The sequence below is a fragment of the Actinacidiphila cocklensis genome, from assembly GCF_907177275.1.
Taxonomy (GTDB): domain Bacteria; phylum Actinomycetota; class Actinomycetes; order Streptomycetales; family Streptomycetaceae; genus Actinacidiphila; species Actinacidiphila cocklensis.
In genome coordinates this window covers 154713-172469 of sequence record NZ_CAJSLV010000024.1, presented here as the reverse complement: position 1 = coordinate 172469, position 17757 = coordinate 154713, and the positions used below count along the sequence as shown (strand labels likewise).

General features: G+C 72.6%; 17 protein-coding genes. 8 read left to right on the top strand and 9 right to left on the bottom strand.

The window, feature by feature from the left end:
- The first annotated feature begins 194 nt into the window (after nt 1–194).
- Both NFU81_RS04725 and NFU81_RS04720 read left to right on the top strand, forming a co-directional pair.
- Complete coding sequence (locus NFU81_RS04725) at nt 195–1466, top strand: nucleotide sugar dehydrogenase (protein ID WP_251485263.1); 1272 nt, start codon at nt 195–197, stop codon at nt 1464–1466.
- Nucleotides 1467–1673: 207 nt separating this feature from the next.
- Entirely contained in the window at nt 1674–2291 is a 618-nt protein-coding gene (locus tag NFU81_RS04720; protein WP_251485262.1) for a hypothetical protein, read from the top strand.
- 70 nt (nt 2292–2361) lie between these two features.
- Here the strand turns inward: NFU81_RS04720 and NFU81_RS04715 are convergent, their stop codons facing one another.
- The 4 genes from NFU81_RS04715 to NFU81_RS04700 form a co-directional block, all read right to left on the bottom strand.
- Nucleotides 2362–3483 (bottom strand): GuaB3 family IMP dehydrogenase-related protein, encoded by a 1122-nt coding sequence (locus tag NFU81_RS04715; protein WP_251485261.1) that lies wholly within the window; start codon nt 3481–3483, stop codon nt 2362–2364.
- 138 nt (nt 3484–3621) lie between these two features.
- The gene (gene guaB / locus NFU81_RS04710; RefSeq protein WP_251485260.1) at nt 3622–5121 is read right to left on the bottom strand and encodes an IMP dehydrogenase; all 1500 of its coding nucleotides are present in this window, start codon (nt 5119–5121) and stop codon (nt 3622–3624) included.
- A gap of 93 nt (nt 5122–5214) precedes the next feature.
- The gene (locus NFU81_RS04705) at nt 5215–5832 is read right to left on the bottom strand and encodes a sigma-70 family RNA polymerase sigma factor (protein WP_073493360.1); all 618 of its coding nucleotides are present in this window, start codon (nt 5830–5832) and stop codon (nt 5215–5217) included.
- A gap of 248 nt (nt 5833–6080) precedes the next feature.
- On the bottom strand, nt 6081–6692 hold the full coding sequence (locus tag NFU81_RS04700) for a response regulator transcription factor (RefSeq protein ID WP_003948568.1): 612 nt from the start codon (nt 6690–6692) through the stop codon (nt 6081–6083).
- Between the two features lie 484 nt (nt 6693–7176).
- Here NFU81_RS04700 and NFU81_RS04695 point away from each other — a divergent pair, with 484 nt between their 5' ends.
- Complete coding sequence (locus tag NFU81_RS04695; protein WP_205044530.1) at nt 7177–7479, top strand: WhiB family transcriptional regulator; 303 nt, start codon at nt 7177–7179, stop codon at nt 7477–7479.
- Between the two features lie 22 nt (nt 7480–7501).
- Here the strand turns inward: NFU81_RS04695 and NFU81_RS04690 are convergent, their stop codons facing one another.
- Nucleotides 7502–8413, bottom strand: a complete 912-nt coding sequence (locus NFU81_RS04690; RefSeq protein ID WP_251485258.1) for a LysR family transcriptional regulator — start codon at nt 8411–8413, stop codon at nt 7502–7504.
- An 83-nt stretch (nt 8414–8496) separates the two neighbouring features.
- On the opposite strand from NFU81_RS04690, the gene NFU81_RS04685 reads away from it, so the two are divergent.
- Entirely contained in the window at nt 8497–9585 is a 1089-nt protein-coding gene (locus tag NFU81_RS04685) for an aminotransferase class V-fold PLP-dependent enzyme (protein ID WP_251485255.1), read from the top strand.
- Nucleotides 9586–9595: 10 nt separating this feature from the next.
- Here the strand turns inward: NFU81_RS04685 and NFU81_RS04680 are convergent, their stop codons facing one another.
- The gene (locus NFU81_RS04680; RefSeq protein ID WP_251485253.1) at nt 9596–10630 is read right to left on the bottom strand and encodes a hypothetical protein; all 1035 of its coding nucleotides are present in this window, start codon (nt 10628–10630) and stop codon (nt 9596–9598) included.
- A 155-nt stretch (nt 10631–10785) separates the two neighbouring features.
- Between NFU81_RS04680 and NFU81_RS04675 the strand changes: the two genes are divergently transcribed.
- From NFU81_RS04675 to NFU81_RS04665, 3 genes are read left to right on the top strand one after another with little or no spacing between them, the layout of a single operon-like run.
- Nucleotides 10786–11592: a GNAT family N-acetyltransferase gene (locus NFU81_RS04675; RefSeq protein ID WP_251485251.1), complete on the top strand. Its 807-nt coding sequence runs from the start codon at nt 10786–10788 to the stop codon at nt 11590–11592.
- A 23-nt stretch (nt 11593–11615) separates the two neighbouring features.
- Complete coding sequence (locus tag NFU81_RS04670) at nt 11616–12278, top strand: MOSC domain-containing protein (protein ID WP_251485248.1); 663 nt, start codon at nt 11616–11618, stop codon at nt 12276–12278.
- A 26-nt stretch (nt 12279–12304) separates the two neighbouring features.
- Entirely contained in the window at nt 12305–13084 is a 780-nt protein-coding gene (locus NFU81_RS04665; protein ID WP_251485245.1) for an SDR family NAD(P)-dependent oxidoreductase, read from the top strand.
- Nucleotides 13085–13178: 94 nt separating this feature from the next.
- On the opposite strand, the gene groL is transcribed toward NFU81_RS04665, so the two are convergent.
- The gene (gene groL, locus NFU81_RS04660) at nt 13179–14801 is read right to left on the bottom strand and encodes a chaperonin GroEL (protein WP_251485242.1); all 1623 of its coding nucleotides are present in this window, start codon (nt 14799–14801) and stop codon (nt 13179–13181) included.
- Between the two features lie 133 nt (nt 14802–14934).
- Nucleotides 14935–15243, bottom strand: a complete 309-nt coding sequence (groES, locus tag NFU81_RS04655; protein WP_251485240.1) for a co-chaperone GroES — start codon at nt 15241–15243, stop codon at nt 14935–14937.
- A 451-nt stretch (nt 15244–15694) separates the two neighbouring features.
- Between groES and NFU81_RS04650 the strand changes: the two genes are divergently transcribed.
- Complete coding sequence (locus NFU81_RS04650; protein WP_251485237.1) at nt 15695–16900, top strand: THUMP-like domain-containing protein; 1206 nt, start codon at nt 15695–15697, stop codon at nt 16898–16900.
- On the opposite strand, the gene NFU81_RS04645 is transcribed toward NFU81_RS04650, so the two are convergent.
- The gene (locus tag NFU81_RS04645) at nt 16891–17724 is read right to left on the bottom strand and encodes a polysaccharide deacetylase family protein (protein WP_251485234.1); all 834 of its coding nucleotides are present in this window, start codon (nt 17722–17724) and stop codon (nt 16891–16893) included. The genes NFU81_RS04650 and NFU81_RS04645 overlap by 10 nt on opposite strands.
- Between the last annotated feature and the right edge of the window lie 33 nt (nt 17725–17757).

Here is a 17757-nt window from a genome sequence, read left to right as displayed (position 1 = left end):
CCTGCCCCGATCCGGCCGGAGTCGTCCTCCTTCGATAGTGACCGGCACCACGGCGCGCTGCCAGAGCAGCCGGCCGACCTGGTCCGGACGGCCCGTACGGCGCGGCGTGTGGTCATATCAGTCATTTGTCTGGTTAGCCTGTTTTGAAGCCATGTGTGAGCCCATTCGTGGTGGTCGCCAGGGAGGACAACCCCATGCCCGCAGACCTCGCCGTACTCGGACTCGGCAGCACAGGACTCCCCCTCGCCCAGGCGGCGACCGCCGCGGGCGTCGGCGTCATCGGCTACGACCCCGATCCCGCCACCGTCGCCGACATCAACGCCGGGCGCGTCCCCCCGGGCTCGCTGGCGGCCGCCGAGCTGCGCAGGATGCTGGCCTGCGGCTTCCGCGCCACCGCTGACCCCGCCGTGCTCGGCCGGGTGCGCACCGCGGTGATCTGCGCGCCCACCCCGCCCGGCGAGGACCACGCGCTGGACCTGTCCGCGGTCGCCGCCGCCGCCCGGGCGCTTGCCGCACACCTGCGGCCGCACACCACCGTCGTCCTGGAGTCCGCCGTCTACCCCGGCACCACCGAGGGCTACCTGCGGCCGCTGCTGGAGTCGCACGGCCTGCGGGCCGGCCGCGACTTCCACCTCGCCTACTCCCCCGGCCGCCTCGACCCCGGCAACCGCGACTTCCAGCTCGCCAACACCCCCAAGGTGGTCGGCGGCTGCACACCCGCGTGCACCGAGGCCGCCGCCGCCTTCTACGGCCGCTTCACCGAGCGCATCGTGCGCGCCCGCGGCACCCGCGAGGCCGAGGCGGTCAAGCTGCTGGAGACCAACTACCGGCACGTCAACATCGCCTTCGCCAACGAGATGGCGGTCTTCTGCCACAACCTGGGCGTCGACCTGTGGGACGTCATCAGGTGCGCCGAGACCAAGCCCTTCGGCTTCCAGGCCTTCCGCCCGGGACCCGGCGTCGGCGGCCCCGCCGCACCCCTGGACCCCAACGCGGCACCGCACTTCACCCCGCCCGCGCACCCCCGGCTGCCCGGCCACCCGCTGCGGATGGTCGAACTCGCCGCGGAGGTCAACTCCCGCATGCCGCGCTACGTCGTCCAGCGGGCCGCGGCACTGCTCAACGAGCACGGCAAGTCGCTGCGCGGCGCCCGGGTGCTGCTGCTCGGCGTGACCTACAAGGCCGATCTCGCCGACCAACAGGGCGCCCCCGCACGGGAGATCGGCAGCCGGCTGCTCGAACTCGGCGCCCAGCTGTGCTACCACGACCCCTACGTACCCCAGTGGCGGGTGACGGACCGCCCGGTCCCGCGCGCCGACTCGCTGTGGGAGGCCGCGGCGGAGGCCGACCTGACGCTGCTGCTGCAGCACCACCGCACGTACGACCTCCAGGGCCTGGCGGTCAAGGCCCAACTCCTGCTGGACACGCGGGGAGCCACCCCGGCCGGAGCCGCCGCCCGGCTGTGACCGCCCCGACTGTGACCGCAGAGCCACAATCGTCCTGATGGGGCGGGGGACGTGCGGGTCCTGTAACGACGGGATCAATCCTCTTGTCCGATTGTCACTCCCCCCTGCTAGATTTCGGCGTCACCGTTCGCAACGAGGCATGCTCGCGTCATCACGCGTCACCTGCCCTGCGGACCTCACACCGCTTCCGTCCCCGGGGGAACAGTCATGAGCAGCTCCAACTACCCGCCGCAGCAGCCGGGCGGCCAGAATCCGTACGCCCAGCAGCCGCCGCAGCCGCCGCAGCAGCCGCAGCAGCCCGCCGCGCCGCAGCAGCCGTACGCGCCCTCCCCGTACGTGAACCCGCAGCAGGGCGGCGCCGCGCCCGGCGGCTTCAACGCCGGCGCCTACGCCCCGCCGGCCCCCATCGGGGCCGCGCCGGCCGGCAACCCGGGTCTCGGTGTCGTCGCGGGCATCGCCGCCGCACTGGTCGCCGCCGTGATCTACGGCCTGCTCATCAAGGGCACCAAGCACGAGATCGGCTACGCCGCCATCGCCGTCGGCGCCATCGTCGGCTTCGCGCTCGCCAAGGTCGGCGGCCGCAACCCCTCGCTGCCGTTCATCGGCATCCCGCTGGCACTGCTCGGCGTCTACCTGGGCCAGCTGTTCGGCATCGCCCTGCTGATCAGCGACATTCCCGGGGCGCCCGGCGTGATGTCGCTGTTCACCCAGCACTTCAGCGTGCTCCAGGACACCTGGAAGGACGCGATGGACGGCAAGGACTACTTCTTCTTCGCCATCGCCGGCCTGGAAGGCTTCGTGATCACCAAGCGCGTCGCCGGCTGACACCATCGCCGACGGCAAGGAGGGGCGGCCCCGTGATCGGGGCCGCCCCTCCTGCTGTCCGTACCGGTGCTCAGCTGTGGTGGGTCGGCGAGACCGTGACCTCGACCCGCTGGAACTCCTTCAGGTCGGAGTAGCCGGTGGTGGCCATCGAGCGGCGCAGCGCGCCGAAGAAGTTCATCGAGCCGTCGGGGGCGTGCGACGGGCCGAGCAGGATCTCCTCGGTCGTGCCGGCCGTTCCCAGGTTCATCCGCTTGCCGCGCGGCAGTTCGGGGTTGACGGCCTCCATGCCCCAGTGGAATCCGCGGCCGGGCGCGTCGGTGGCGCGGGCCAGCGGGGAGCCCATCATCACCGCGTCGGCCCCGCACGCGACCGCCTTGGGCAGGTCGCCGCTGGCGCCGAAGCCGCCGTCCGCGATGACGTGCACGTAGCGGCCGCCGGACTCGTCCATGTAGTCCCTGCGGGCCGCGGCCACGTCGGCCACCGCGGTGGCCATCGGCACCTGGATGCCCAGCACGTTGCGGGTGGTGTGCGCGGCCCCGCCGCCGAAGCCGACCAGCACGCCGGCCGCACCGGTACGCATCAGGTGCAGCGCCGCCGTGTACGTGGCGCAGCCGCCGACGATGACCGGCACGTCCAGCTCGTAGATGAACTGCTTGAGGTTCAGCGGCTCGTGCGACCCGCTGACGTGCTCGGCCGACACCGTGGTGCCGCGGATCACGAACAGGTCGACCCCGGCGTCCACCACGGCCTTGGAGAACTGCGCGGTGCGCTGCGGCGACAGCGCGGCGGCCGTCACGACCCCGGCGTCCCGCACCTCCTTGATGCGCTGCCCGATCAGCTCCTCGCGGATCGGCGCCTGGTAGATCTCCTGGAGCCGCGCGGTCGCCCGCAGGTCGTCCAGCTCCGCGATCTCCGCGAGCAGCGACTCCGGGTCGTCGTACCGGGTCCAGAGCCCTTCGAGGTTCAGCACCCCGAGGCCGCCGAGGTTGCCGATCCGGATCGCCGTCTCCGGCGACACGACCGAGTCCATCGGCGCGGCCAGGAAGGGCAGCTCGAACCGGTAGGCGTCGATCTGCCAGGCGATCGAGACTTCTTTCGGGTCCCGGGTGCGGCGGCTCGGCACCACGGCGATGTCGTCGAACGAGTACGCCCTGCGGCCTCGCTTGCCCCGACCGATCTCGATCTCTGTCACGTCTCGTGCCTCTCTCTGTGGCCTGCGGCCCCAGTATCCCGTACCCGCGCCGTGCCCATGCGTAGGGCGGCGCCCTGCAAAGGCGCGGGGAACTGCGCCTCTGCAGGGCGCCGCCCTGCGTAAGTCCGGCCCGGAGGGCTAGCCGTGGTAGTTCGGGGCCTCGACGGTCATCTGGATGTCGTGGGGGTGGGACTCCTTGAGGCCCGCCGCGGTGATGCGGACGAAGCGGCCCTTCGACTCCATCTCGGAGACCCTGGCCGCACCGACGTAGCCCATCGTCTGGCGCAGGCCGCCGACGAGCTGGTGGAGGACCGCGGCCAGCGGGCCGCGGTAGGGGACCTGCCCCTCGATCCCCTCGGGCACGAGCTTGTCGTCGGAGGAGACCTCGCCCTGGAAGTAGCGGTCCTTGGAGTACGAGCGGCCCTGCCCGCGGGACTGCATCGCGCCGAGCGAGCCCATGCCGCGGTAGGACTTGAACTGCTTGCCGTTGATGAAGAGCAGCTCGCCGGGGGACTCCTCGCAGCCGGCCAGCAGGCTGCCGAGCATGACGCTGCTCGCGCCCGCGGCCAGCGCCTTGCCGATGTCGCCGGAGTACTGCAGGCCGCCGTCGCCGATGACCGGGACGCCCGCGTCGATACAGGCCTGCGCGGCCTCGTAGATCGCGGTGACCTGGGGGACGCCGATGCCGGCGACGACCCGGGTGGTGCAGATGGAGCCGGGGCCGACGCCGACCTTGACGCCGTCCACGCCGGCGTCGATCAGCGCGCGGGCGCCGTCGCGGGTGGCGACGTTGCCGCCGACCAGGTCCACGCCGACGCTGGCCTTGATCTTGGCCATCCAGTTGAGCGCGTTGCTGTTGTGGCCGTGCGAGGTGTCGACGACCAGGAAGTCCACGCCGGCGCCGACCAGCGCCTGCGCGCGGTCCATGGCCTCGGGTCCCGCGCCCACCGCGGCACCGACGACGAGCCGGCCCTCGGAGTCCTTGGCCGCGTTCGGGTACTGCTCGGCCTTGACGAAGTCCTTGACGGTGATCAGGCCGCGCAGCCGGCCGTCCTCGTCGACCAGCGGCAGCTTCTCGATCTTGTGGCGGCGCAGCAGCGCCATCGCGTCCACACCGGAGATGCCGACCTTGCCGGTGACCAGCGGCATCGGCGTCATGACCTCGCGGACCTGGCGGGAGCGGTCGGACTCGAAGGCCATGTCGCGGTTGGTGACGATGCCGAGCAGCTTGCCGTTCCCGTCGGTGACCGGCACGCCGCTGATCCGGAACTTCGCGCACAGCGCGTCCGCGTCGCCGAGCGTGGCGTCGGGGCGGACGGTGATCGGGTCGGTGACCATGCCGGACTCGGACCGCTTGACCAGGTCCACCTGGTTGACCTGGTCCTCGATCGACAGGTTGCGGTGCAGTACGCCGACGCCGCCCTGCCGGGCCATGGCGATGGCCATCCTGGCCTCGGTGACCTTGTCCATCGCGGCGGACAGCAGCGGGATGTTGACCTTGACATTGCGCGAGATGAGGGACGAGGTGTCCACCTCGTTGGGCAGGACCTCGGACGCGCCCGGCAGCAGCAGCACATCGTCGTAGGTCAGCCCGAGCGCAGCGAATTTGTCGGCTACTCCGTCGGCGTTCAGAGACATGACACCTTCCCGAATGGTCTTGCCCGGCGAGTTGTTCAATGGTAGTGGCTGCGCCGGTATTCCCTGACCGCCCAGGTGGGACCCGTGCCCGTACTAGGCGCTGAGGCCGCCCGCGCTCGCCGGGTGGGCGGCGGCCGACTCCTCCGCGATGGCCCGCAGCCGGCTGAGCGCGCGGTGCTGCGCGACCCGTACGGCCCCCGGCGACATGCCGAGCACCTGGCCGGTCTCCTCGGCGCTCAGCCCGACCGCGACCCGCAGCAGCACCAGCTCGCGCAGATGCCCCGGCAGCCGGTCGAGCAGTTCCTTGGCCCAGGCGGCGTCGCTGTTGAGCAGCGCGCGCTCCTCGGGACCGAGCGAGTCGTCGGGCTTCTCCGGCATCTCGTCGGAGGGTACGGCGGTGCTGCCGGGGTGGCGCATCGCGGCCCGCTGGAGGTCGGCGACCTTGTGGGCGGCGATGGAGACCACGAAGGCCTCGAAGGGCCGCCCCAGGTCGCGGTAGCGCGGCAGTGCGCACAGCACCGCCAGGCAGACCTCCTGGGCGAGGTCGTCCACGAAGTGCCGCGCGTCGCCCGGCAGCCGGGACAGCCGGGTGCGGCAGTAGCGCTCGGCCAGCGGGTGGACGTGGGCCAGCAGGTCGTGCGTCGCACGCTGGTCGCCGTCGACGGCGCGACGAACGAGGGCACCGATGGCCGGAGTGTCGTCGTCGCGCATCCACCCATGGTGCCTCGCCGCGGGAGCTTCCGCCGCATCGCGGCCGTACTTCTGCACCGAAGCGTTATCAGCCGCCGTGGCCGACGCCGCGTCGGCGTCCGCGGCTGCCACTGTCGTCTCCGTTTTCCGGTCCACCATGTGAAGCCCCCGCCGATCCCCGAGGAAGTCCATACATCAAGCATGCGTCCTCCCCCGGGAAACCGAGGACTCGTGGGGAACTTCGCCGCACGGCGTACGGCGCGGCGCGGTCAGCGCACCAGGCCCCAGCGGAAGCCGAGGGCGACCGCGTGTGCCCGGTCGGAGGCGCCGAGCTTCTTGAACAGCCGCCGCGCGTGGGTCTTGACGGTGTCCTCCGACAGGAACAGCTCACGGCCGATCTCCGCGTTGGACCGTCCGTGGCTCATGCCCTCCAGCACCTGGATCTCCCGGGCGGTCAGGGTGGGCGCCGCGCCCATCTCGGCGGACCGCAGCCGGCGCGGCGCGAGCCGCCAGGTCGGGTCGGCGAGCGCCTGGGTGACGGTGGCCCGCAGTTCGGCGCGCGAGGCGTCCTTGTGCAGGTAGCCGCGGGCGCCGGCGGCGACCGCGAGGGCGACGCCGTCCAGGTCCTCGGCGACGGTGAGCATGATGATGCGGGCACCGGGGTCGGCGGACAGCAGCCGCCGCACGGTCTCGACACCGCCGAGGCCGGGCATCCTGACGTCCATCAGGATCAGGTCGGACCGGTCGGCCCCCCAGCGGCGGAGCACTTCCTCGCCGTTGGCCGCGGTGGTTACGCGCTCGACGCCGGGCACGGTCGCCACCGCGCGGCGCAGGGCCTCTCGGGCGAGCGGGGAGTCGTCGCAGACGAGGACAGAAGTCATGACCGCCCTCCGCAGCTGAACCGCGTCACGTTGTGCCTCCAGGCTGTACGAAGTCTTCACCGTTGGGGCTGACGGCATCGGGCAGATGCCCGAATCCTGTGGGACCGCTTGGGCCGCCAACCGCTTCCGCCACACTCAACGACCCTCACCCGAAAGAGTTACGAAGTTTGGTGGCCACCATCGGCACTCTACGTGATCATGCACCTACGAATCAGTCACGCCGCAGGTCAGAACGGGTGAGCCGGCGGATTTCCCACCCAGCCGCCGAAACTGCGCAGCCCAGAGCGGTGGTACAGAATCTGCTGAACGGGTGTTAACGAAGACTATGGGAGACTTTGCACCCTTTGGTCGCTCTTTTCTGATGCGTGGGCTAATCGCCGCTAGATTGGCGATGAGTCATATTTACATCTACTACGACAGTAGATGTACGGTCGGAGACACCGAGGTCGTCTTGGCCGCCACGCACCCGTCGAGGGGATCAGCAATGGCAGACTTCTCCCGCCTTCCCGGCCCGAACGCCGATCTCTGGGACTGGCAGCTGGTGGCCGCCTGCCGAGGCGTCGACAGCTCGCTGTTCTTCCACCCCGAGGGCGAACGCGGCGCGGCCCGCAGCGCGCGGGAGGCCGCGGCCAAGGAGGTGTGCATGCGCTGCCCCGTCCGGGCCGAGTGCGCCACCCACGCCCTGGCGGTACGCGAGCCGTACGGCGTCTGGGGCGGGCTCACCGAGGACGAGCGCGAGGAGATGATGGGCCGCTCCCGGCACCGGATGCCGGTCGAGTCAGCCTGAAGAATCGATTCTGCACAGGGTGTCACGCCCTGCCCAGGGCCGCCCGGGTCAGCCGGGCCAGCATCATGTCGACCGCGGGGACGTGAGCGAGGTCGGGCAGTGTCAGCGCCACGACCTCGCGATGGACGGCAGGCCGCAGCGCCACCGTCGCGACGCCCCGTGAACGCAGCGACTCCAGCGCCAGCCGCGGCAGCACAGCCACCCCCAGACCCGCGGCGACCAGCCCCGTCACCGCCGGGTAGTCGTCAGTGGCGAGGTCGATCCGGGGCGTGAAGCCCTCCCGCTCGCACATCTCCACCAGATGCCGCCGGCAGCGCGGGCAGCCGGCGATCCACCGCTCCTCCGCCAGCGCCGCCAGGTCCACCGCCGCGGAACCGCCGGCCAGCGGGTGCCGCCGCGGCACCACGCCGACCAGCCGGTCGGCGAGCAGCGGGCGCACCACCAGGTCGTCCCAGGACTCCTCGGCAGGCGTCGGCAGGTCCGGGTAGCGGAAGGCCAGGGTGATGTCGCAGTCCCCGGCCCGCAGCATGTCCACCGAGTCCGGCGGCTCGGCCTCCACCAGCGAGACCTCCGTGCCCGGGTGCCGCTCCCGCATCTCCGCGAACGCCCCCGGCACCAGCGTCGACGTCCCCGAGGGGAACGACGCCAGCCGCACCCGCCCGGCCCGCAGCCCGGCGATCGCGGCGACCTCCTCCTCGGCCGCCGCCAGCCCGGCCAGGATCCCGTCGGCGTGCCGCACCAGCGCCTCACCGGCCTGCGTCAGCCGCATCTCGCGCGGCCCGCGCACCAGCAGCGGGGTGCCGGCCGACGCCTCAAGCGCCTTCATCTGCTGGCTGACCGCCGGCTGCGTGCAGCCCAGCGCCCGGGCCGCGGCCGAGAAGGAGCCGCCCCGCGCCACCGCCCGCAGCACCCGCAGATGCCGTGCTTCGATCACCCCTCCACCATAAGCATTGCTTAGGCATGACCCCCACAAATCGGCAATGGACTTTGCCCCGGACGGGGACCAGGCTGAAATCCATGAGCGTCCACACATCAGCCGATCCCGCCACCGCCTTCAGCGACCTGCGGGCCGCCGAGTACCCCGACCTCGCGCCCGGCCACCTCAACACCGCCACCCACGGCCTCGCCCCGGCCCGCACCCTCACCGCACTGCGCCGCGCTCTGGACGCCTGGGCCGCCGGCCGCCCCGACACCGACGGCTACGAGACCGCGGTCGCCGCCGCCCGCGCCTCCTTCGCCCGCATCACCGGGTCGCCGCTCTCCCAGGTCGCCCTGGCCAGTACCGTCGCCGGCAGCGTCGGCCTGATCGCCGCGGCGCTCCCCGCGGGGGCCGAGGTCGTCGCCTACGAGGGGGACTTCAGCTCCCTGGTCCACCCCTTCGCCGCCCGGCCCGACCTGCGGCTGCGGCTCGTCCCGCTGCAGGACGTCGCCGACGCCGTCCGGCCGGGGACCGCGCTGGTCGCGGTCAGCGCCGCGCAGTCCGCGGACGGGCGGGTCGCGGACCTCCCGGCGATCCGCGCCGCGGCCGAGGCGCACGGGGCGCGCGTCCTGGTGGACGCCACCCAGGCCATCGGCTGGCTCCCGCTGGACGCCACGGCGTACGACTACGTCGTCTGCCACGGCTACAAGTGGCTGGTCTCGCCGCACGGCGCGTGCTTCCTCACCGTGCGGCCGGGCGCCGAGTCCACCCTCTCGCCCGCCTTCACCGGCTGGTACGGGGCGGACGACCCCTGGGCGTCGTGCTACGGCCCCGTCGCCGACCTCGCACCCGGCGCCAGGCGCTTCGACGCGCGCCCCGCGTATCTCGCCTACGTGGGAGCGGCGGCGTCCCTGGCGGTCATCGAGGAGCTGGGCGTCGACGCCATCCACGCCCACGACGTGGCGCTGGGCGACCGGCTGCGGGAGGGCTTCGCCGCGCTCGGCTACGAGCCCGTCCCCGGGGCCTCGGCGATCGTCGCCGTCCCCGGCGTGCCCGCGTCCGTCGAGGCCCGCCTCCGCGAGGCCGGCGTGGCCTTCTCCTCCCGCGCGGGCAACCTGCGCTTCGCACCGCACTTCCAGTCGACGGTGGCCGACGTCGAGCTCGCGCTGGCCGCAGCCGCGGGATAGCGCGCGGACCTCACCCGCCGACGCGGTCCCGCCACAGCAGGAAGGGCGCCACCGGGGACTGAGCGTTGAGATACCGCCAGGGCGTCCTGGTGACGCGCTTGCCCACCGAGCGGAACATCACCCGGGCGGCGGCGTCCTCGCCGGCAAGGGCGAAGGCCATCGCGAACGTGTTCACCCCGACCGCCCAGTCCCGCTCCCGTACGAAGGCCGGGTGGTGCACCGACAGGGCGGCCGCCGCGTGCAGTTCGCGGACCACCGCCGGGTCGCGCAGGACGGTGGAGTTCTCGCCGCCACCGGAGTCCGCCCACACCTCCAGGTGCGCCGTGGCGACGAGTTGGCCGAGCCCGCTGCCGTCCGGCGCCCTGCGGGCGGCCTCGCGGGCGAAGGCGAACATCTGCTCGTGCGAGCCGCCCCACTTCTTGCACAGCTGCTGCAGGCGCTGCGAATGTGCGGCCACATGGCCGGGCGCCCGGCGGCACACCTCCTCGAAGCGGCTCTCCGCCACCTCGGGGCCCACCTGCGTGCCGCGCCCGCAGGCCAGCAGGAAATACCAGGGTGCCGCCCAGTCCGGCTCGCGCTCGGCGACCTCCAGCAGCTGCTCCTCCGCGACCTTCAGCCGCTCCTGGAAGAGATTCCACTGCGACGCGGGGACGCCGCTCGCCAGGGACTCCCCGCGGGCCTGCCACGCCCACCCCGCATGCCGTGCCCCCGAGACCAGCAGCGCGAGGGTGTCGTCCGGGTGCTCCGCGAGCACATCGGCCGTCCACCGCTCCACCCCGGAGACCTCCTGCAGGCCCTCGACCAGGAACGTCAGGTCCTCCGGGCCGCGCGCGGCGGCCAGCGGCGCGCGCACGGCGGCCCACCGCTCGGCCCCGCCCTGCAGGGCCGCGTCCTGCATCCGGGCGAGCCGCTGGTCGCCGAAGGAACGGTCGATCACCGGGATCCCGCGCCCGCGCAGCTTCCCGAAGAAGGTGCCCGACTCACCCCACCTGGTCATGGCCCCCTCGGCCCGCTTCTCCTGACCGAACTCCTTCGACCACGGCATGCTGCCCCCTCCGTCGCTCCCGGGAAAATGTGATGGCCCTCTCCCCCGAGGACCACGACCCCCGATTATGGCCCCGCGCCGGGCACCCTCATACCGCGGTCAGGCCGGCGGAAAAGCCGTTGGGCGCGGCGTCGCCCGGGTGGTGGAATGCGCGGATGGACCAAGCAGAAGCGCTCACCCTCTTCGACACCCAGCTGCGCCGCCTCGCGCCGCCCGAGTCGCCGACGACCAGGATCGACAAGAGCCCCGGCGTCCTGCGCCAGGTGGGCGCCGGCGCCCACGAGTGGTGCGGCGTCGTGTGGTCCGACCTCGACGAGACGACCGCGGACGCGGCCATCGCGGCCCAGCTGCGGTGGCTGCGCGAGGCCCCGGAGGCGGCCGGCCGCGAGTTCGAGTGGAAGACGTACTCCCACGACCGCCCGGCCGACCTCGGCGCGCGCCTGCTGGCCGCCGGGTTCGAGCCCGAGCCCGCCGAGACCCTGATGATCGCCGAGATCGACGAGGTCAAGGCGCTCACCCAGGACGCGGCCCTGCCGCCCGGCGTCCGGCTGGAGCCGGTGACGGACGCGGCCGGCGTCGACAAGGCCGCGGACGTGCACGAGCAGGCGTTCGGCAGCAGCGCGGACCGCCTCAGGGCGCGGATGCTCGACCAGGTCGCGCACAGCGCGGACACGGTGAGCATCGTGATGGCGATGGCCGGAGACGTACCGGTGTGCGCGGCGCGGATGGAGCTCATCCCGGGTACGGCCTTCGCCGGCCTGTGGGGCGGCGGCACCGTGAAGGAGTGGCGCGGCAAGGGCATCTACCGCGCCTTGGTCGCGCACCGCGCGCGTATCGCCGCCGACCAGGGGTATCGCTATCTGCAGGTCGACGCCTCGGAGGACAGCCGCCCCATCCTGCAGCGGCTCGGCTTCGCGGCGCTGAGCGTGACCACCCCGTACCTGATCACGGCACCGGCCTAGGCCTGTCCGGAACGGAGCACCCGATGCAGCTGCTCAGCGTGAACGTGGGGCGTCCGATGCCCAACCCGTGGAAGCGGCTGCCGTCGACGGGCATCGACAAGTGGCCGGTCACGGGTCCCGTGGCGGTGCGGGCGCCCGGGCCGAAGGGCACGGGGGCGGTCGGCCTGGCCGGCGACCGGGTCCACGACGTCAAGCACCACGGCGGCGACGACCAGGCGGTCTACGCGTACGCCCGGGAGGACCTGGACCGCTGGGAGAAGGAGCTGGACCGCAGCCTGGCCAACGGCTGCTTCGGCGAGAACCTGACGACCACCGGCTACGACGTCAACGCCGCGCTGATCGGCGAGCGGTGGCGGGTCGGGCCGGACGGGCCGCTGCTGGAGGTGTCCTGCCCGCGCATCCCGTGCGCGACCTTCGCCGGATGGCTGGACGAGCACCGCTGGATCAAGCGCTTCACCGCCCGCGCGCTGCCCGGCCCGTACCTGCGGGTGATCGAGCCGGGCGAGCTGGCCGTCGGCGACGAGGTGGAGGTCGCCTACCGCCCGGCGCACCGGGTGACGGTGGAGCTGGCCTTCCGGGCGATGACCACCGAGCCCGCGCTGCTGCCGGAGCTGCTGGTGGCCGACGCGCTGCCCGCGGAGGACCTGCGGGACGTCAGGGCACGGCTGGCGCGCACCCGTCCCTGACCCGTGGGTCCGCATACGCTGCCCGCATGACGACTTCCCTCATCACGGGTGCGACGGCGGGTATCGGCGCGGCCTTCGCGCGACGGCTGGCGGCCGACGGGCACGACCTGGTGCTCGTCGCCCGGGACGGCGTACGGCTCGGTGAAGGCGCGGCCGAGCTGCGCGAGCGCTACGGCGTCGGGGTCGAGGTGCTGCAGGCCGACCTCTCGACCGACGCGGGCATCGCCGCGGTCGAGGCCCGGCTGCGGGACACCGGCCCGGCGCCGGTGGACGTGCTGGTCAACAACGCCGGCTTCGGCAACAAGGGCCGCTTCCTGGAAGCGCCGATGTCCGACGAGCTGCGGATGCTCACGCTGCACTGCGAGGCGGTACTGCGGCTGACCGCCGCGGCCGCGGAGGGGATGCGGGAGCGGGGCCGCGGCTCGGTGATCAACGTGGCGTCGGTGGCGGCGTTCATGCCGCGCGGCACGTACGCGGCGAGCAAGGCGTGGGTCGTGCGCTTCACCGAGGGCGCGGCGCTCGACCTGCGCGGCTCCGGTATCCGCTTCCTCGCGCTGTGCCCCGGCTTCGTGCGGACCGAGTTCCACGAGCGGGCCGGGATGAAGGCCGACCGCCTCCCGGACTGGGCCTGGCTCGACGCGGACAAGGTCGTGGCCGCGGCGCTCCGCGACCTGGCCAGGGGGAAGGTCGTGAGCGTGCCCGACGCCCGGTACAAGACGGCCGTCGGGCTGGCCCGGCACATCCCCTCGCGCCTGTTCGGCGCCCTGTCCACCGGCGCGGGCCGCAAGTACGACCCCAAGCCCTGACCTCACGCGCGACGGCCGACGCCCGCCGCCCCTGAGCGGGGCGGCGGGCGTCGGCCGGAGCAGGGTCCGGCAGGGGACCCGGGAGAAGGCGGGGTCAGTGCGAGTGACCGTGGCCGCCGGCGGCGGCCTCCGGCTCCTCTTCCTTCTTCTCGACGACCAGCGTCTCGGTGGTCAGCAGCAGCGACGCGATGGACGCGGCGTTCTCCAGCGCGGAGCGGGTGACCTTGACCGGGTCGATGACGCCGGCCTTGACCAGGTCGCCGTACTCGCCGGTGGCGGCGTTGAAGCCGTGGCCCTTGTCGAGCTCGGCGACCTTGGAGGTGATGACGTAGCCCTCCAGGCCGGCGTTCTCGGCGATCCAGCGCAGCGGCTCGACGGCGGCGCGGCGGACGACGGCGACACCGGTGGCCTCGTCGCCCACCTTGCCCAGGTTCTCGGCGAGCACCTTCACCGCGTGCACGAGGGCCGAGCCACCGCCGGAGACGATGCCCTCCTCGACGGCCGCGCGGGTCGCGGAGATCGCGTCCTCCAGGCGGTGCTTCTTCTCCTTCAGCTCGACCTCGGTGGCCGCGCCGACGCGGATGACGCAGACGCCGCCGGCCAGCTTGGCCAGCCGCTCCTGCAGCTTCTCGCGGTCCCAGTCGGAGTCGGTGGTGCCGATCTCCGCCTTGATCTGGTTGACGCGGCCCTCGATCTCGGACTTGTCGCCCGCACCGTCGACGATGGTGGTCTCGTCCTTGGTGATGGTGGCGCGGCGGGCGGTGCCCAGCAGGTCGAGACCGGCCTGGTCGAGCTTGAGGCCGACCTCCTCGGCGATGACGGTCGCACCGGTGAGGGTGGCGATGTCGCCGAGCATGGCCTTGCGGCGGTCGCCGAAGCCGGGCGCCTTGACCGCGACGGCGTTGAACGTGCCGCGGATCTTGTTGACGACCAGCGTGGACAGGGCCTCGCCCTCGACGTCCTCGGCGATGATCAGCAGCGGCTTGGAGCCACCCGCCTGGATGATCTTCTCCAGCAGCGGCAGCAGGTCCTGGATCGAGGAGATCTTGCCCTGGTGGATCAGCACGTACGGGTCGTCGAGGACGGCCTCCATACGCTCCTGGTCCGTCACGAAGTACGGCGACAGGTAGCCCTTGTCGAAGGCCATGCCCTCGGTGAACTCCAGGTCCAGGCCGAAGGTGTTGGACTCCTCGACGGTGATCACACCGTCCTTGCCGACCTTGTCCATGGCCTCGGCGATCAGCTCGCCGACCTGCTTGTCCTGGGCGGACAGCGCGGCGACCGCGGCGATGTCCTCCTTGCCCTCGATGGCGCGGGCGGTGGCCAGCAGCTCCTCGGAGACCGCCGCGACGGCCGCGTCGATGCCCTTCTTGAGCGAGGCGGGGGACGCGCCGGCCGCCACGTTCCGCAGGCCCTCGCGGACCAGCGCCTGGGCCAGGACCGTCGCGGTGGTGGTGCCGTCACCCGCGATGTCGTTGGTCTTGGTCGCCACCTCCTTGACGAGCTGGGCGCCCAGGTTCTCGTACGGGTCCTCCAGCTCGACCTCACGGGCGATGGTCACGCCGTCGTTGGTGATGGTCGGGGCGCCGAACTTCTTGTCGATGACGACGTTGCGGCCCTTGGGGCCGATCGTCACCTTCACGGTGTCGGCGAGCTTGTTGACGCCGCGCTCCAGGGCGCGACGGGCGTCCTCGTCGAACTTAAGAATCTTGGCCATGCCTGCGAACTACCTCGTCTACTCGTCGAATCACGTCGTCACGGACGGTAAGGACGGCGAAAGAAACCGCCCCGGGTCCCGGCCTCAAGGACAGGGACTCCCGGGGCGGGATCACGGCTGTGCAGCCGGGGAACTACTTCTCGACGATCGCGAGAACGTCGCGGGCCGAGAGGACGAGGTACTCCTCGCCGTTGTACTTCACCTCGGTGCCGCCGTACTTGCTGTACAGCACGACGTCGCCGACGGCGACGTCGAGCGGCAGGCGCTTGCCGTCCTCGAAGCGGCCCGGACCGACGGCCAGGACGACGCCCTCCTGGGGCTTCTCCTTGGCGGTGTCCGGAATGACCAGGCCCGAGGCCGTGGTCTGCTCGGCGTCGAGCGGCTGGACCACGATGCGGTCCTCAAGCGGCTTGATGGCAACCTTGGTGCTGGCGGTCGTCACGATCCGACCTCCCCCTTCAAAGGGCTCACGGGAGTGTCTGTCTGGGTCGGCGACCTGGTAGGCCCGTCGTCGCGGGTGCCGGACCTGCCCGTCGCTGTGTGTCTGGCACTCAGCGGTGCCGAGTGCCAGAAGTGAGACTAGGACGCCTTTAGCACTCGGTCAAGCGGAGTGCCAGCCGCGCGCCGTCCCCGCCGCCCCGCGGCCCTCCCCGGCCGCCCCCACGGGGGTGCCCTCTCCGGCGGGGCCGAGCCCCTCGGGGGCGCCCTCTTTCGCAGAGGGTGAGCGTTTTTCAGGCGGCGCTGGGGGTACCCCCAGGCGAAGCCCTGGGGGCGGAACTGCGCGACCAGCCACCGACCGCGCGCGGGTCGTTGTTGTCCCCTGCGCAAAGGTGACCGCACAAGCCACCGCGGCCCGCGGAAGGGCGCCGACCTCCGCGGGGGAGAATGGGGCGGTGACGCCGGAGGAACTTGAGGGACTGCTGACCGCCGAAGGTCAGGCGCTGCTGGCGGGGCTGCGGGAGCACGACGCCGTGGACGACCTGGCGGTCGCCACGCGGTTGCGGCGCACTCATGACGCGCGGCTCGTCGCGGCCGCGCTCGGGCAGGCGCGGCTGCGGCAGCGGGCCGTCGCGAAGTTCGGCGCGGTGGACGCCCACCGGATGTACTTCACGCCGCACGGCCTGGAGCAGTCCACCCGCACCTCCGTGGCGACGCACCGCGCGCAGCGGCTGGCCGCGTTCGGGCCGTCGGGCGTCGCCGACCTGTGCTGCGGCGTCGGCGGCGACGCCGTCGCCATGCTGCGGGCCGGCCTGCCGGTCACGGCCGTCGACCGCGACCCGCTGACCTGCGCGGTGGTCGCCGCGAACGCCGCCGCGCTGGGCCTGTCCGACGGCCTGCGGGTCGTCTGCGCGGACGTCGAGGACGTCGACACGCGGGACCTGGACGGCGTGTTCGTGGACCCGGCCCGCCGCACCGCCAGGGGCCGCGTCTTCGACCCCGAGGCGTACTCCCCGCCGCTGTCGTGGGCGCTGGACGCGGCAGCGGCGGGCTCGCCGGGCGCGGTGAAGGTCGCGCCGGGCATCCCGCACGAGGCGGTGCCGCCCGCCGCGGAGGCCGAGTGGATCTCGGACGGCGGCGACGTCAAGGAGGCGGTGCTGTGGTTCGACGGCCGCGGCGACCGCGTGCGCCCCGGCACCCGCCGCGCGACCCTGCTCCCGTCGGGCGCCACGCTGGTCGGGCGCGGCCTGCCCGACCCGCAGGTGCGGCCGGTCGGGCGCTACCTGTACGAGCCCGACGGCGCCGTCATCCGCGCGCATCTCGTCGCCGAGGTCGCGGAGGAGCTGGACGGCGGGCTGGTCGACCCGACGATCGCGTACGTCACCGCCGACGGCCTGCGGCCGACGCCGTACGCGACGGCGTACGAGATCACCGATGTGCTGCCCTTCGGGCTGAAGCGGCTCAAGGCGCTGGTGCGCGAGCGCGGCATCGGCGTCCTCACGGTCAAGAAGCGCGGCTCCGCGGTGGACCCCGAGGACCTCAGGCGCCGCGTGCGCCCCCAGGGGCCGCACTCCGCCACGGTCTTCCTCACCCGCGTCCAGGGCGCCCCCACGATGCTCCTGGGCCGCCCCGCGCCCACACAGGGGCGCCCTCAGACGTAGTCGTCCAGGCGGGCCAGGGTGAAGCCCTGCGAGGCGACCTGCCGCAGCAGGTTGGCCGTCATCACCGTCATCGACTCGCCCTTGAGCTGGGTGGGGCCGCGGAAGTGGGCCAGGATGATGTCGCCCGGGTGGAACTTCTTGTCGGGGCGCTGGAACTGGACCTTCTTGATCTGCATCGACTCGCGCCACAGGATCATCGCCCGCAGTCCCCCGCAGGACTTCACCGCGGCCTTGGTGTCGGCGTTGTAGTTGCCGTACGGCGGCCGGAAGAGCCCGGGAGCCGTCCCGTACTCCTGCGTGAGCTTCTGCTGCTGGAAGCAGATCTCGTGCTTCTGCTGCGCCAACGTCCGCCCGTGCAGGTCGGGGTGGCTGAGCGTGTGGTTCTGTATCGAGTTGCCGAGCGCCTGGAGCGGCCGGAAGAAGCCGTAGTCGCTCTTGATGACGTCGTCGGTCAGGAACATCGTGAACGGGATCTTCAGGTCGCGCATCATGGCGACGAACTTCGGGTCCTTCTCCGCACCGTCGTCGAAGGTCAGGAAGACGATCTTCTGGTCGGTCGGTATGTCGCTGACCACGGGTATCTGCCCGTTGCCCGTGCGTATCGGCTTGACGGCGGGCGGGGCCGGGGGCGGCGGGAGCAGCGGCAGGCCCCACTTGCGGAAGGCGGCGGCCCGGTCGTCGGTCGGCGAGGACTCGGGGGACGGCGGCGACGACGCCGTGGCGGTGCCGCGGGGCGCCGGGGAGCCGGTGGGCGTGCCCGTGGAGCAGCCCGCGGTCAGCAGCAGGCCCAGGAGCAGGAGGACGGTTCCGCGTGGTGTGCGCATCGGGGAGGGACCCTACGTCGGTGCTGCTACGTC

Coding starts and splice junctions, on each gene's coding strand:
- NFU81_RS04725 (WP_251485263.1), top strand. CDS start 195: ATGCCCGCAGACCTCGCCGTACTCGGACTCGGCAGCACAGGACTCCCC.
- NFU81_RS04720 (WP_251485262.1), top strand. CDS start 1,674: ATGAGCAGCTCCAACTACCCGCCGCAGCAGCCGGGCGGCCAGAATCCG.
- guaB (WP_251485260.1), bottom strand. CDS start 5,121: ATGTCTCTGAACGCCGACGGAGTAGCCGACAAATTCGCTGCGCTCGGG.
- NFU81_RS04705 (WP_073493360.1), bottom strand. CDS start 5,832: ATGCGCGACGACGACACTCCGGCCATCGGTGCCCTCGTTCGTCGCGCC.
- NFU81_RS04700 (WP_003948568.1), bottom strand. CDS start 6,692: ATGACTTCTGTCCTCGTCTGCGACGACTCCCCGCTCGCCCGAGAGGCC.
- NFU81_RS04695 (WP_205044530.1), top strand. CDS start 7,177: ATGGCAGACTTCTCCCGCCTTCCCGGCCCGAACGCCGATCTCTGGGAC.
- NFU81_RS04685 (WP_251485255.1), top strand. CDS start 8,497: ATGAGCGTCCACACATCAGCCGATCCCGCCACCGCCTTCAGCGACCTG.
- NFU81_RS04680 (WP_251485253.1), bottom strand. CDS start 10,630: ATGCCGTGGTCGAAGGAGTTCGGTCAGGAGAAGCGGGCCGAGGGGGCC.
- NFU81_RS04675 (WP_251485251.1), top strand. CDS start 10,786: ATGGACCAAGCAGAAGCGCTCACCCTCTTCGACACCCAGCTGCGCCGC.
- NFU81_RS04670 (WP_251485248.1), top strand. CDS start 11,616: ATGCAGCTGCTCAGCGTGAACGTGGGGCGTCCGATGCCCAACCCGTGG.
- NFU81_RS04665 (WP_251485245.1), top strand. CDS start 12,305: ATGACGACTTCCCTCATCACGGGTGCGACGGCGGGTATCGGCGCGGCC.
- groL (WP_251485242.1), bottom strand. CDS start 14,801: ATGGCCAAGATTCTTAAGTTCGACGAGGACGCCCGTCGCGCCCTGGAG.
- NFU81_RS04645 (WP_251485234.1), bottom strand. CDS start 17,724: ATGCGCACACCACGCGGAACCGTCCTCCTGCTCCTGGGCCTGCTGCTG.